Consider the following 12,493-nt stretch of genomic DNA (forward strand, 5'->3'; position numbering starts at 1 on the left):
CAGCCGCTTCGCCCCACTGGCCACTGGTTGCTCCGCAGCGTGCGTCACCTGCACCTTCGCCTGAGTCGACCCGTTCTCTCGCGACGCGGTCTGCACACTCGGGACCGACTGACCAGGAATCAGCAGCACTGGACACCGAAATTGTCGTCACAGAAGAGAAGCTGTCCGGGGCACCCCGGCACGGAGAGGAAGTGAGGGGCGTGGTTTCGGATGAACCGGGCGAAACACCACCTGTGTCGGAGACAGTGGCAAAAGCAGACCTGCAGGCCCTGCTGAGCCAACTGGGTCAGAATTCCGACGTGGAGATCGTGATGCCCCGCCGTCCGCGACCGGTGCCCTTCAAGAAAGCCAGGGTGGAAGCGCTGGAAGCACCCCGGGTAGAAACGACGCCGCAGGAAGCACGGTCGTGGCTGGAGCGGCTGAACCGGGTGGCGCAAGCCGAGCGGAGTGGTGAGGCCGGTTTCCGGTCACTGGGCATCGGTGAGATGCTCGCCTGGTCAGATCAGCGCGCCGCACCGGACGACCCACAAGCACCGGCGCCACTGCTCACGGACGGGCCGCAGGACGACCACGTGGACCAGGTGTCCGTGCCTCCGCTCGAGGCTGCCTGGACGGGACCGGCCATGATCGAAGATCAGACGGCTCCGGAGGACGCGCAAGCCCAGCCCCCGAGTCCTGATCTGCCGGAAAGGTCACGTGAAGCCGCTCGACCACCTTCGGCTGTCCGGTCCCCTGCTGCGCAGGCCCCTGCGAAACACGCGCTTCACGAACCCAGCGGGATGCTGCCCGGCGTTGCCGCCGATAAGGCGTCGATGTCGGTGGCTCCTCCGCTTGTGAGGGGGCCTGAGGGCGCGCGGATTCGCGCGCCAGACGACGAGGCGCCCGTGGCGACAACCCGTGTCGGTCCGGAGAACCACACGCGTGCTCCCGGAGGACTGTCGGAGACGGTCACGCTGGTACCTCCCGACCCGGCGCGGCCCGCCCTGGCGGTGTCGTCCGTGGTTTTTTTGAACGAGGAAACGTCGTCCGGAGCAGCGGTGCCCTCGACTGCGCCCCTCGGTGACATTGAAACCGCTCTAAAAAGGCGTGTGGAAGCCGACTGGACGGTGACGGCACCAGAAGATGACATTCAGGACAAGCCGCTGTCCGGGGCACCCCGGCACGGAGAGGAAGTGAGGGGCGTGGTTTCGGATGAACCGGGCGAAACACCACCTGTGTCGGAGACAGTGGCAAAAGCAGACCTGCAGGCCCTGCTGAGCCAACTGGGTCAGAATTCCGACGTGGAGATCGTGATGCCCCGCCGTCCGCGACCGGTGCCCTTCAAGAAAGCCAGGGTGGAAGCGCTGGAAGCACCCCGGGTAGAAACGACGCCGCAGGAAGCACGGTCGTGGCTGGAGCGGCTGAACCGGGTGGCGCAAGCCGAGCGGAGTGGTGAGGCCGGTTTCCGGTCACTGGGCATCGGTGAGATGCTCGCCTGGTCAGATCAGCGCGCCGCACCGGACGACCCACAAGCACCGGCGCCACTGCTCACGGACGGGCCGCCCGGTTCCCTGGGGCCGTCAGAGCCCGGAGGGCTCCAGTCAAACGAGTCCCTGCAGGATTCCCGAAGCGATACTCCTGGCAGCGCGGCCGTCTCACGCAATCAGAGCGCCGCCGAACAGGCGCCGCATACGCCGACTGTGTCGGGCAGCAGCGACTTCACCAGGATTCTGCCGGCGACGGAGGCTCTGCCGAACCCAATGCGGGATACGTCGTCGGGTGAACTGTGGACGGCAGATCGTCCTGCGCCGCGACTGGTCGGCCAGACCCTCGGGCAGCAAACAGAGTTCCGCAGTTCGACCGGAGCCGACTCGGCCTGGCGCCCAGCAGAGACGGCGCGCCGGCGGGTGACTGCCCGCCCGGTGCAGCCGGGTGAGCCGCGCACGGCAAAAAAAAACGAAAACGGCTCGCCCGAAACGCCTGAGGGGTCCGCTCGGGCGTCCCTGACCCGTGCAGTGTCGCAAAAGGATGCCCGTGAGGAACTGCCTTTCTCGGTGCGTGACGGCCTGGCGTCCCTGTTGGGAGCCGACTTGCCTGACGTCGATCTGCAGCGGGATGCCACCGCTGCACAAGCGGTCTGGGACGCGGGTGCCGAAGCGCTTTTCGTGCCGCGTTCGACAGTGTCACCGGACGACCCTGGCGCAACGGTCGAGCGGGACACTGTGCTGCTCGCTCCCGGGCATGACCTGCGGGGCGCGCGAACCCTGGGACTGCTGGCACACGAATTGACGCACGTCGCCTTGAGGCGTGATCCCGGTTTCATTCCGACGGTGATCCGGGATGGTGCTTTTGGAGCACCGCTGGAAGAGGAGGCACTCGCGCAGCAGGTCGAGCACCGGGTGCGTGCGCATCTGTCGGTCAGGCCGCACAACGGGGCCGCTTCCCAACGCGTCCGCGATGGCTTTGCTGTGCCTTTATCGGGTACTCCGGCAGCTCCTGTGCACGTCGATATTCGAACGGTGCACCCGCCGGAGAATACCGGGGGCAGCGTCTGGCAGGGATTGCCAGCGCCGTGGGAGCCGTTGCCGTACTGGGAGGCGGACGCTCCAGCGTTGCCGATTTCGGGCGCTTCTGCGGGTCGGCAGGTGATCTCAGGCCTGTCCGCTTCTGCTCCTGCTGCGACACTGCCCGGCCGTGTCTTTACACCCCCAGCGGCGCCCTCGAGCTTACCGACGGGCGTGCAGGCCGCACCCCTTGATCGGCGCACGGCCCTCGCTGAAAGCCCACGCGGCGCAGCGGTCGAGCGCGCGCGGCAACCGGCGACCCCGGACCTTGATCAGCTGGCCAGACAGGTGTACATGCTGCTCAAACGCCGCCTGGCGGCGGAAGTGAGACGCCTGGGCTGAGCCCTTGGGGGCTCAGCCCAGGCGTCTCGACCCTGGCAACCTGGCGTACAGGGGAGGGATGGTCCTCAGGATTCGCGGTTTTTTTCGCTGGTGGACGCCTGGTCCAAATCATCACTCCAGCCACCCAGCGGACGCAGATCGTCACCCTGACCCGCCGAACCAAGGTTGCCGTCGCCGCTCAGGTCGTTCGTTTCGGCGCGCAGGCTGCTTTCCGGTGCGCCCTGTGCGCCGCTCAGACCCGGTCCGGTGCGGCCGTCGACGGTGTTGCCGCCGCGTGGGCCTCCTCCCGTGTCGCTCCGGTCGGGTACGCCACTTTCGGCATTCTGCACGTCTACACCCTCAATGCGGTCGGTCCGGTGCGCGCCGCCTTTTTGGTCGTCGTTCATCACTCCTCGTTTCAGCGGCCCGCGTCCGCAGTCGGGTCGATGGGGGACTGGTCGCTGCCAGCCTGGTTCTTGCCCGTGTCCTCGGTGCCCGCCTCGGTGTTGCCCGGCGTCGAGGTACTGCCGGCGCCACCGGCGCTGGTGGGTGCACCTTCGGCTTCGTGCTGCTGGCGCTGTGCGTAGGCGTCTCGCATTTCCTCTGCTTCGTTGTGCTTGTCGGTCATGCTTCAAGGCTAGGCGCCAGCCGATGGGGAGGGTGTGTTGGCCGTCAAGCCAGGTTCATTCCCTGCATTGATGTCAAACTTCGGATCAGAGCCCAGGCCAGTTCATGAGCCTGGCGTATTGAGACGGCACCACCGCTCACGCTCCATAATGCAAATAATCATGCCTTCTTCCCGCTCGCTGCTGCTTGTCGAGAACGACCAGAGTTACGCGTACCTGATCGGGCGGCTGTGGAGTCAGGTCGCCCCGGACGTGACGCTGCGTGTCGCCAAGGACGGTCACATGGCGCTGGACCAGATCGCCAACCTGCAGCCCGACCTGGTGCTGCTGGATCTGGTCATGCCCGATATGACCGGGCTCGAGCTGCTGCGACTTCTCAAAAGCAGCGACGAGCTGACCCGTATTCCCGTGGTCGTGTTGACCGCGTACAGTCACGACCACAACGCCTGGGAGGCGTACCACGAACTGGCGAATGCCTTTGTGGTGAAGCCCGACGAGGAGGAGCTGCGGACCATGCTGTCGGCCATTCATGCCTTCTGGTTTACGCATGTCCTGCTGCCCTTGTACCGGGCTCCGACGGGCTGACGCCTGCAGTCTGCCTGAGCTGTTTGCCTTAAGGCCGGATTGATGCCCGTGCAGGCTGACTCACGCCCGGACCTTCTACCCTGAAGATCAGGAGGAAACATGGCGAGAGCAGCTCTGGAGGCGAACCCCATGATGGCGCACCTGCTTCGGGCGCTGGATGGCGGGCAGGACATCGGTGAGTACGGTCGGCGTATCGTGACGAGCGTCGGGCGGCACTTTCTGAGTGAGGACGAACTTCTGGGCCTGCTGTCACGCAACGTGGGTGAAGGTGAGGCACGGAATCTGCTGCATGAAGTCGTCGAGCGCCGGGAGTACCCGCCGCGTCGAGGCAAGATCGTGGAATACATGAAACGTCAGGCCTTTCCGATTCTGCCGGATCTGCACGACCCCGGTCAGGACGACGTATACGCCGGTCTGGTGTTTCCACCTGAAGTTGCAGCGCACATTCCGCGGTTCGAAACCGGACGTGGTCACGAAGCCGTGCCCGAGGACAAGGCGGGCGTGCCGAATCCCAGCTGAACGCGCCTTTTGAATTTCTGAACCCTGAACGGGCTTGGTAAAGCCTTCCTCAGGCATTCGTCACAGCTGGGCCATGATTACGCTTAAGACTGAACATCAAGAGGTGATTATGGCATTAGATGATCTGCGTGGTAATAAAATGATGGCCCATCTGCTGGACGCCCTGAACAAGAAGCAGGACATCGGCCACTACGGACGGCTGGTGTTTGCCATTGTCGCGCGCCACTTCGTAAACGAAGACGAGCTGGTGAAGCTGCTCTCCAAGGACCACGATTTCAGCGAGGAGGAAGCGCGCGGCCTGGTGCAGCAAGTGCAGGAACGTGACTACAATCCGCCGCGCCGCGAAAAGATCCTGGAGTACATGGAAAAGCAAGATTTCCCAATTCTGCCCAATGCCCAGGACCCGGACGCCGGCAATGTCTACCGCGACCTCAACTTTCCCGAGCGGGTCTACACGCACATCAGCGAATACCACCAGCACAAGGCCGAATAATCGCCACCTGCCTGCAGCAACCGGTTCCACCGGTTGCTGCAGGCACCGTTCAGTCCACGGTTTCCAGCAGCCGGTTTTCGAGTACCACGCCGAGTGCCAGCGTCTGGTAGCCTCGCTCATCGAACAGCACTGTCAGCTTGTCTTCCTCGACGTGCATGACCTGCCCTTCGCCAAAGGACGTGTGCCGGACACGCGCGCCCACTGCGAAGGGTCCCTCGGCGCTGGGCGCGTGTACCCGTCCCGCGCGGCAGTTGTCGCACCGTTCACAAGGCGGCGTAAACGCCTGTCCGAAATATCCCAGCAGGTATTCCCGCCGACAGCCGGAAGTGCCCGCGTACCCACGCATCATCTCCAGACGGCTGCGGTCGTACTCGCGGCGATGCTGCTGTGCGGTGGCCGCCTCGGCAGCGGCGTCGTGCGCGTCAAGCTCGCCTGTCAGCTTCACCTTGCCGTTTTTGAGCGTTCGAATGGCACCCACTTCCTCCAGGCGCGACAGGGCGGCCAGAAACTTGGTTTGTGGCATGCCGTTCACCTCGGCCAGCTGCGCGGTGGTGACGGGCCGGTCCGCCGCTTCCAGCAACCGCACGAGGCGTTCGAGATCGTCTTCCTCGATGGGCGCGCTTTGCGCAAAAAACTTGCGCAGACGCAAATCGGTTTCGGCGAAAAAGAGTCGCGCCTCAGCGTCCTGCCCGTCGCGCCCGGCGCGGCCGATCTCCTGGTAATAGGCGTCAAGCGAGCCGGGCAGGTCCGCGTGGGCCACAAAGCGCACGTTGGGTTTGTCGATACCCATTCCGAAGGCAGTGGTGGCGACCACCACATCCCACTCGTCTCCCATGAAGGCGGCCTGTACCGTCTCCCGGATTTCGCTGTTCAGCCCGGCGTGGTAGGCGGCGGCACGCACGCCACGTTCGCAGAGGGATTGGGCGATTTCCTCAGCCTTTTTGCGTGTCGCAGCGTAGACCAGCCCGGGTTTGGCGGCCTTCACGACGTACTCGATCAGGGCGGCGCGCCTTGGTCCGTCCTCCTCGAATTGTTCGGCCTGCAAATCCAGATTGGGGCGGTCAAAGCCGCTGACGATCACCTGGGCCCCGCGCATGCCGAGCCGCTCCACGATCTCGGCCCGCACAGGTGGCGCGGCCGTGGCCGTCAGGGCCAGGATGGTGGGTCGGCCCAGTGCGTCGATGGCGCGCTCCAGGCGGAGATACTCCGGACGAAAGTCGAAACCCCACTCGCTGATGCAGTGCGCTTCGTCCACCACGAAAAGTGACGGTCGGGCGCGGCGCAGGCACGCCAGGGTGTCTTCACTCACGAACTGCTCGGGGGCCAGGAACAGAAACTCCAGTTCGCCCGCTTCGAAAGCGCGCAGCACTTCCTCGCGCTGACTTTCTTTGAGGGTGGAGTTGAGCAGCGCCGCCTGACCACTTTCGATTTGCTCAAGGGCGTCAACCTGGTCGCGCTGCAGGGCGATCAGGGGTGAGACGATCACGGTGGGACCGTCGAGTGAGAGGGCGGCGATCTGGTAAATGGCCGACTTGCCGGAGCCGGTGGGCATGACGGCCAGGGTGTCGTGACCTTCCAGGACGGCCTTGATGGCTTCTTCCTGACCGGCACGAAGTTGCTTGAAGCCGAAGACTTTTCGGGCGAGACGACGGGCTTGCCGCCCCGCGGTGTTCGCGGAGTTGGATGTGGTCATATCGAAGGGGAGAGCGGTGAAACAGCCAAGGCACAGACGCCGCCCGGGCTTCTCTACTGTGCTCCCGGTGATGCTGGCGCGGTGAGAGGCGGCCTGAATGCGTGTTCACATTGTCTGCAGCCCTGCCTGTAATGACCTGCCGACAGCAGTCCGGCGGGCCGAATGGCCAGCCGGACTGCTGGTGATTCGCGATGCGTTCAGGCCTGCGCTTTTTCGCGAACCTGGTTCTTGAGTCGGTGCAGGATGGCGCCCATGCCGCGCAGACGCATGGGGGTGATCAGTTCGTTCAGACCCATCTCGTTGTAAAAATCATCGGGGATGCTCAACACATCCTCGGGAGAGGCGCCCGCAAGGCCCTCGGTCAGGATGCCCGCGTAGCCGCGCACGGTGGGCGCTTCGGGTGGCACGTCGAAAAAGAGGTCCACCTGACCGCCCTCGACCTCGGTGACCAGAAAAAACGGGGAAGTGCATTCGGGAACGCTCTCAAGCAACTCCGGGTGATTCTGGTAGCGTTCGGGCAGGCCGGGGAGTTTCTTGCTGTACTCCAGCAGCACCTGCAGTCGCAGCGGCTTGGGCGCGCTGCGAAACATCTTGACGATGTTCTGGAGCTTGTCGGGCAGGGCACTTTGCGTCATGTTCTTTACGCTAGCGCAGGGCGCGGGCTAGATATGGGAAGTCGCTTTCAGTTGACTGGTTTTGTCAACAAGACGAATATGCAGGTAAGATTGCACGGTAAGGGCATCCGAGGACGAGCTTCAAAGAAAATCACCCTGAGGAGGAATGCACATGGACTACGCCAACGACGTACTGGTCAGCACCGACTGGGCTTACGAGCACCTGAACGACGAGGGGCTGCGCTTCATCGAGGTCGACGAGGACATCCTGCTCTACGAAACCGGCCACCTGCCCGGTGCTGTCAAGGTGGACTGGCAGCAGGATTTCTGGGACCCGGTCATGCGTGAATTCATCGGTCCCGAAGAGTTCGCCGCCCTGATGGGCCGTCTGGGCGTCACTCCCGACACCACGGTGATCCTGTACGGCGACAAGAGCAACTGGTGGGCCGCCTACGCCTACTGGTTCTTTCAGTACAACGGCCACACCAACGCCAAGATCATCAACGGAGGCCGTCAGAAACTGGTCGCCGAAGGCCGTGAACTGACCACTGACGTGCCGCAGGTTACCCCGACCCAGTACCCCGTCGGCGTGCGCGACGAGAGCATCCGCGCCTACCGCGACGAGGTCAGGGCGCACATCGAAAAGGTGCGCGCCGGTCAGGGCGCTATGGTGGACGTGCGCAGCCCCGACGAGTTCAGCGGCAAGGTCACCCACATGGCCAACTACCCTCAGGAAGGCGTGCTGCGTGGCGGCCACATTCCAGGCGCCAGCAATATCCCCTGGGCGCGCACCGTCAACGAGGACGGGACCTTCAAGAGCGCTGACGAGCTGAAAGCCATGTACGAAGCCGAAGGCGTCACCCCTGACAAGGAAATCATCGCTTACTGCCGCATCGCCGAGCGCAGCAGCCACTCGTGGTTCGTGCTGACCAAGCTGCTCGGTTACCCCAAGGTCACCAATTACGACGGTTCGTGGACCGAATGGGGCAACGGCGTCGGCCTGCCCATCGAAAAAACCTACGTCGCCGAATAAAGGTGCCAAAGAAAAAGGGACGCGCTATGCGTCCCTTTTTCTTTGGCGATCTCAGCGCAGCTTCCGCACCCGCTCTATTTCCGTACTTCCGCTGCCCAGCCGCGCAGGCAGGGTGTCTTCGTCAATGCGCCTGCCCGTCTCCACGTCGAAGGTGGAGAGTCGAATGATGCCCGCCCGCACATCAAAGTCGGCAACGGTGACCGTGGAGCGCGCCGTACCGGGAAAGCCGAGCAGGTCACGCGCACCGATGCCGCCAGTGGCGAGCAAATTCAGCCCTCCGCGCCGGGCAGGATAGTACGCCGCGTGATGCCCGCTGACGTAGGTGTGCACCCGGTAGCGCTCCAGCATGGCCCGCAGGGACTCGGCACCCGCCAGGACATTACCAGAACCAGCTCGGCCCATGCCCACCGCGTACAGTGGCAGGTGGCCGATCACCATCCGCATCGGCGCCGCCTGAGCCGCTGAAGACGCCAGCTGCATCTCCAGCCACGTGCGGTCCTGCAGGTCGTGACTGCTGGCGTCCACCACCGCGAAGAACATCCCACCGAAGGTGAAGGTGAAGGCGAACGGAAAACGCGAGCGGTCGACGAAGTCAAGCGGCGGCGCCTTGCCCGGCGTGTTCCAGTACCGAGCGAGCAGCTGACGGTCGCGCGCAAAGGAAAACTGCCCGCCCGCCCGCGCTGATGAACCGTCGTGGTTTCCCACGGCGAAGGCGAAGGGAATGTCCGCGCGGCGCAGCGGCCCGGCAACCTGCTGATCGAAGGCCCGCCACATCGCCCGCACGTTCATGTCCGTGAGGCTGCGCTTCTGGGCAGCGATGACATCGCCGGCGGAAAGGAACAGATCGGGCTGCCATTCGTTCAGCGTGCGCGTCATGACGCGCGCCAGCGGGGCCGGGTAGGAAGTCGAGCCGTAAGGGCCGTTGAAATCGCTGAGGATCACCGCACGAAAACGGCCAGTCTGCGCGGGCGTGGAGGGCGCGGCGGCCAGCGCGCTGGTCAACAGCAACACACCGAGCAGCCAGAGGACAGGCGCCTGCTTCATGCCGCCCGTTGTAGCAGGGCGCTTCGCCTTCCGGGTGAGGAGCTGACTTTCGGAAGTGCAGGGCCAGCCCCAACCCCTCAATCACCTCAGGGTACGCCCGCAGCAGGAAGACCGAGGACCTGTAGGGCAGGCGATCTCGCGTCGGCTTGGGCCCGGATTGCACGCGGCCCTGACTCCTGTTGCGGTCGGTGCCGTCAGGCCTTCAGGCGGTAGATGGCCAGCATGCCCACGTAGCGCCGCTCGACCAGACGGCGCGCTTCCAGCTCGTCGAGCGCGCTGTTCACCTGGGTACGCCCCAGATTCAGGTGATCACACAGATGACGGATGGTATCCGGTCTCAGCAGCAGACGGGCCAGCACGGCGTGAGCGGCGCCCGTGAGCGGCTCGGTCGGCACGACATCAGGCACCACCGCGCGCGGGGGCACGCTGTAGGTGCGGTAGTGCGCGCGTGCACTCTGCACGATCCACGCTTCGCCGTCCTCGACCAGCTGGCGCATGAGGGAGCGCAGGACCGAGACGCTGATGTTCATCTCGCTGCGCAGGCCCACCTCGGTCCATTCCTCGCGGGAGTGCAGCAGGCCGATCAGTTGTCGGCGTGCAGTGGGAAACCCTCGGCTGGCCTCGCTGGCGGAAAACATCGGCATTTCGGTCATGTGGCCCCTTTCGCGCGTCCTATCAGGACGTCAAGGTGCGTAGTGCTCGGAGAGCGGGCCGGTGAAGCGGCCGGGCAAACAGCGTCCGGAAAGGATTTCGCTGTGGACGCAAAGTGGAGAGCGCGGCGCCTGAACACTTCACCCTAGCAGCCCGCCGCAGCGCCCGGTCTTCACCCTTCGTGAAGCCTCTGCATCGGCGTTCGGGCAGCGTGCCCGTGTTCTCTCAGCTTTGCGTGCGCTGCATGTGAAGGAAGCTTGAGACAGCCTGCGCCCAACGGACCCCCAGTCAGGTCAGGCTGAGACCATGAGCCACGACCAGGACGATCTGCTGGGGCGCGGTATCCGCATGGACCCCTTGCTGCCCCCGATGACCCCGACCAGTGACGCCCCTCCGCCCGCACCGGCCGGACAACAGGTGCCCGAACACGCCCTGGAAGATCAAGGTGAGAGGCCATCCGTGCGCCCCAGCGGTCAGGCCCTCTCGGCTCAGGAAGTCGCGCAGCTGCAGCAGACGGCCGATCCCGCCCAGCAGGAAGCGGAGCGTGCGCTGGAGCGGGCTGAGGGCCGGGTGGACCACACCGAGTCTTGAGCGCGCTTTGGTGAAGGTCATGACACGCAATGACCTTCACGGGCTTTGTTCCCAGCCAGAATCTTGCCCGGCAGGCAGCTGCCCGGCGTGCTGATCGCTGACACTTACGCCTCTTTCATCTTCAAAAATTCGTAGGGTGTCGGCTGGGTGATCCGGGGATATCTCCCTGCCCTGGACCTGGGTGAAGACCTTCACCGGGCAGCTCAGCACCAGCGCCGCGCCGCGGTGCCGTGTTCCGGCAAGCCCCCACGGCCCAGAACCGGCGCCACTGAATTCAGGCCAGACGAATTCAGACCGGAGAAGGAAATGGGGCGGGGTCGGGCAGCTGCGGCGTGTCCGGCGGCATGACCGGCGGGTCACTCGGCAGGCCGGGCACGTCCGGGTTGGTCGGTGGGTCCTGAATGGGAATGGGCGCCTCGCCGGGTGGAAGCTGCTCGGGCATCTGGGGCGGCGTGTATGGGGGCTCGCCCGCGGGCATCGGGGGAAGGTCTCCAGGCTGCGTCATCGCACCCTCCTTTTGCGCCGAGTATTCCGCGCGCGGTTCTTCGGAAAGGAAGAGGACCCTGAAGTTTTCTTCAGGGTCCTGCTCGCCTGACTTCAGCGGCGCCCGAACTGGGTGCTGCCCGACGCGGGCTGCGGCGCGGGCGCCGGAGCGGGCTTGCCCGGCGCGCCGCTGCCCGCAGCGTCGGTCGCGAGGCGCGCGAACTCCTTGGGATCGACGGCGCGCTCGAGGCCCACGTCGTAGCTGATCACCCGGCGGCGGTAGAGGCCTGCCAGGTACGAATCCATGGTCTGCATGCCCAGCTGCGCGCCGGTCTGCATGACGCTGGTGATCTGGTAAGTCTTGCCTTCGCGGATCAGGGCGCGCACGGCCGGGGTGGCCACCAGGATCTCGTAAGCCATGATGCGCCCTTCGCGGTCGGACCGGGGCAGGAGTTGCTGTGTCATGACCGCCACCAGGTTGTTGGCGAGCTGCACGCGGATCTGGGCCTGCTGCTCTTCCGGGAAGACGTCCACGATGCGGTCAATCGACTCGGGTGCGCTGTTGGTGTGCAGGGTGCCCATCACCAGGTGCCCGGTTTCGGCGGCGGTCACGGCGGCCTTGATGGTTTCGTAGTCACGCATTTCGCCGACCAATATCACGTCGGGAGCCTGACGCAGCACCGCGCGCAGGGCGTTGTCAAAGCCCCAGGAATCGCTGCCGATCTCGCGCTGGTTGATGATCGAGTTCTTGTGGGGATGCAGAAACTCGATGGGGTCCTCGATGGTCATGATGTGCATGCGCTTGGTGACGTTGATGTGGTCGATCATGGCCGCCAGCGTGGTCGACTTGCCTGAGCCGGTGGGGCCGGTGACCAGCACCAGGCCGCGCGGGGCGTTGGCGATCTCGACGCAGGTGGCGGGCAGGCCCAGTTCCTGCACGCTCTTGATCTTGGTGGGAATCAGACGCAGCACCCCGCCCACCGCGCCACGCTGCTGAAAGGCATTCACGCGAAAGCGCGCGCGGTCTCCCAGCGAGAACGAGAAGTCGAGCTCGCGCTTTTCCTCGAAGGTGCGCTGCTGCTTTTCGTTCATCATGCTGTACATCAGCTTGCGGGTGTCGGTGGCTTCCAGCGGCTCGAAATCAAAGCCGGTGTAGTCGCCGTGCACCTTGAACTGGGGCGGCAGGCCGGCCGTCACGATGACGTCCGAGGCGCCCCGTTCGGCGGCCAGGCGCAGGATGTCGGTGATGTCGGTGGACGTGGGCATAAACGCTCCTTACAAGGCAGAAAAAGTCAGA

Annotated in this window: 14 protein-coding genes; 6 read left to right on the forward strand and 8 right to left on the reverse strand. The window is 64.7% G+C overall.

Features of this window, described 5'->3' with window-relative positions; translation table 11 throughout:
* Positions 1–245: 245 nt before the first annotated feature.
* A complete protein-coding gene (locus DEIPE_RS10420; protein ID WP_041230833.1) occupies positions 246–2,885 on the forward strand; it encodes an eCIS core domain-containing protein in 2,640 nt (879 codons plus the stop codon).
* Between the two features lie 65 nt (positions 2,886–2,950).
* Here the strand turns inward: DEIPE_RS10420 and DEIPE_RS10425 are convergent, their stop codons facing one another.
* Together DEIPE_RS10425 and DEIPE_RS10430 are read right to left on the reverse strand one after the other, a co-directional pair.
* Complete coding sequence (locus DEIPE_RS10425; RefSeq protein WP_015235933.1) at positions 2,951–3,271, reverse strand: hypothetical protein; 321 nt, start codon at positions 3,269–3,271, stop codon at positions 2,951–2,953.
* Positions 3,272–3,282: 11 nt separating this feature from the next.
* A complete protein-coding gene (locus tag DEIPE_RS10430; protein WP_015235934.1) occupies positions 3,283–3,492 on the reverse strand; it encodes a hypothetical protein in 210 nt (69 codons plus the stop codon).
* Between the two features lie 160 nt (positions 3,493–3,652).
* On the opposite strand from DEIPE_RS10430, the gene DEIPE_RS22235 reads away from it, so the two are divergent.
* The 3 genes from DEIPE_RS22235 to DEIPE_RS10445 all read left to right on the forward strand — a co-directional run bounded on the left by DEIPE_RS22235 (position 3,653) and on the right by DEIPE_RS10445 (position 5,087).
* Positions 3,653–4,075, forward strand: a complete 423-nt coding sequence (locus tag DEIPE_RS22235) for a response regulator (protein WP_015235935.1) — start codon at positions 3,653–3,655, stop codon at positions 4,073–4,075.
* 99 nt (positions 4,076–4,174) lie between these two features.
* A complete protein-coding gene (locus DEIPE_RS10440; protein WP_015235936.1) occupies positions 4,175–4,594 on the forward strand; it encodes a hypothetical protein in 420 nt (139 codons plus the stop codon).
* Positions 4,595–4,703: 109 nt separating this feature from the next.
* Positions 4,704–5,087: a hypothetical protein gene (locus DEIPE_RS10445; RefSeq protein ID WP_015235937.1), complete on the forward strand. Its 384-nt coding sequence runs from the start codon at positions 4,704–4,706 to the stop codon at positions 5,085–5,087.
* Positions 5,088–5,136: 49 nt separating this feature from the next.
* Here DEIPE_RS10445 and DEIPE_RS10450 read toward each other — a convergent pair whose 3' ends face one another.
* Positions 5,137–6,780 carry a RecQ family ATP-dependent DNA helicase gene (locus tag DEIPE_RS10450; protein WP_015235938.1) on the reverse strand — a complete coding sequence of 548 codons (1,644 nt, stop codon included), beginning with the start codon at positions 6,778–6,780 and terminating at the stop codon, positions 5,137–5,139.
* 197 nt (positions 6,781–6,977) lie between these two features.
* Positions 6,978–7,415, reverse strand: coding sequence for a SufE family protein (locus DEIPE_RS10455; RefSeq protein ID WP_015235939.1), 438 nt, complete (start codon positions 7,413–7,415; stop codon positions 6,978–6,980).
* 151 nt (positions 7,416–7,566) lie between these two features.
* Between DEIPE_RS10455 and DEIPE_RS10460 the strand changes: the two genes are divergently transcribed.
* Complete coding sequence (locus tag DEIPE_RS10460; RefSeq protein ID WP_015235940.1) at positions 7,567–8,427, forward strand: sulfurtransferase; 861 nt, start codon at positions 7,567–7,569, stop codon at positions 8,425–8,427.
* Between the two features lie 51 nt (positions 8,428–8,478).
* Here DEIPE_RS10460 and DEIPE_RS10465 read toward each other — a convergent pair whose 3' ends face one another.
* Both DEIPE_RS10465 and DEIPE_RS10470 read right to left on the reverse strand, forming a co-directional pair.
* On the reverse strand, positions 8,479–9,471 hold the full coding sequence (locus DEIPE_RS10465) for a metallophosphoesterase family protein (RefSeq protein ID WP_015235941.1): 993 nt from the start codon (positions 9,469–9,471) through the stop codon (positions 8,479–8,481).
* A 194-nt stretch (positions 9,472–9,665) separates the two neighbouring features.
* A complete protein-coding gene (locus DEIPE_RS10470; RefSeq protein ID WP_015235942.1) occupies positions 9,666–10,124 on the reverse strand; it encodes a MarR family transcriptional regulator in 459 nt (152 codons plus the stop codon).
* Positions 10,125–10,428: 304 nt separating this feature from the next.
* Here DEIPE_RS10470 and DEIPE_RS10475 point away from each other — a divergent pair, with 304 nt between their 5' ends.
* The gene (locus tag DEIPE_RS10475) at positions 10,429–10,713 is read left to right on the forward strand and encodes a hypothetical protein (RefSeq protein ID WP_015235943.1); all 285 of its coding nucleotides are present in this window, start codon (positions 10,429–10,431) and stop codon (positions 10,711–10,713) included.
* Positions 10,714–11,002: 289 nt separating this feature from the next.
* On the opposite strand, the gene DEIPE_RS10480 is transcribed toward DEIPE_RS10475, so the two are convergent.
* Positions 11,003–11,218 carry a hypothetical protein gene (locus DEIPE_RS10480; RefSeq protein WP_015235944.1) on the reverse strand — a complete coding sequence of 72 codons (216 nt, stop codon included), beginning with the start codon at positions 11,216–11,218 and terminating at the stop codon, positions 11,003–11,005.
* 92 nt (positions 11,219–11,310) lie between these two features.
* Positions 11,311–12,462, reverse strand: coding sequence for a type IV pilus twitching motility protein PilT (locus tag DEIPE_RS10485; protein ID WP_015235945.1), 1,152 nt, complete (start codon positions 12,460–12,462; stop codon positions 11,311–11,313).
* Positions 12,463–12,493: the final 31 nt, after the last annotated feature.

The sequence above is a fragment of the Deinococcus peraridilitoris DSM 19664 genome (assembly GCF_000317835.1).
Taxonomy (GTDB): Bacteria; Deinococcota; Deinococci; order Deinococcales; family Deinococcaceae; genus Deinococcus_A; species Deinococcus_A peraridilitoris.

What these genes read in the sequence shown, in the direction of transcription:
- DEIPE_RS10445 (WP_015235937.1), top strand. Translation starts at nt 4,704, where the DNA reads ATGGCATTAGATGATCTGCGTGGTAATAAAATGATGGCCCATCTGCTG.
- DEIPE_RS10470 (WP_015235942.1), bottom strand. Translation starts at nt 10,124, where the DNA reads ATGACCGAAATGCCGATGTTTTCCGCCAGCGAGGCCAGCCGAGGGTTT.
- DEIPE_RS22235 (WP_015235935.1), top strand. Translation starts at nt 3,653, where the DNA reads ATGCCTTCTTCCCGCTCGCTGCTGCTTGTCGAGAACGACCAGAGTTAC.
- DEIPE_RS10460 (WP_015235940.1), top strand. Translation starts at nt 7,567, where the DNA reads ATGGACTACGCCAACGACGTACTGGTCAGCACCGACTGGGCTTACGAG.
- DEIPE_RS10475 (WP_015235943.1), top strand. Translation starts at nt 10,429, where the DNA reads ATGAGCCACGACCAGGACGATCTGCTGGGGCGCGGTATCCGCATGGAC.
- DEIPE_RS10425 (WP_015235933.1), bottom strand. Translation starts at nt 3,271, where the DNA reads ATGAACGACGACCAAAAAGGCGGCGCGCACCGGACCGACCGCATTGAG.
- DEIPE_RS10480 (WP_015235944.1), bottom strand. Translation starts at nt 11,218, where the DNA reads ATGACGCAGCCTGGAGACCTTCCCCCGATGCCCGCGGGCGAGCCCCCA.
- DEIPE_RS10455 (WP_015235939.1), bottom strand. Translation starts at nt 7,415, where the DNA reads ATGACGCAAAGTGCCCTGCCCGACAAGCTCCAGAACATCGTCAAGATG.
- DEIPE_RS10430 (WP_015235934.1), bottom strand. Translation starts at nt 3,492, where the DNA reads ATGACCGACAAGCACAACGAAGCAGAGGAAATGCGAGACGCCTACGCA.
- DEIPE_RS10450 (WP_015235938.1), bottom strand. Translation starts at nt 6,780, where the DNA reads ATGACCACATCCAACTCCGCGAACACCGCGGGGCGGCAAGCCCGTCGT.
- DEIPE_RS10440 (WP_015235936.1), top strand. Translation starts at nt 4,175, where the DNA reads ATGGCGAGAGCAGCTCTGGAGGCGAACCCCATGATGGCGCACCTGCTT.
- DEIPE_RS10465 (WP_015235941.1), bottom strand. Translation starts at nt 9,471, where the DNA reads ATGAAGCAGGCGCCTGTCCTCTGGCTGCTCGGTGTGTTGCTGTTGACC.
- DEIPE_RS10485 (WP_015235945.1), bottom strand. Translation starts at nt 12,462, where the DNA reads ATGCCCACGTCCACCGACATCACCGACATCCTGCGCCTGGCCGCCGAA.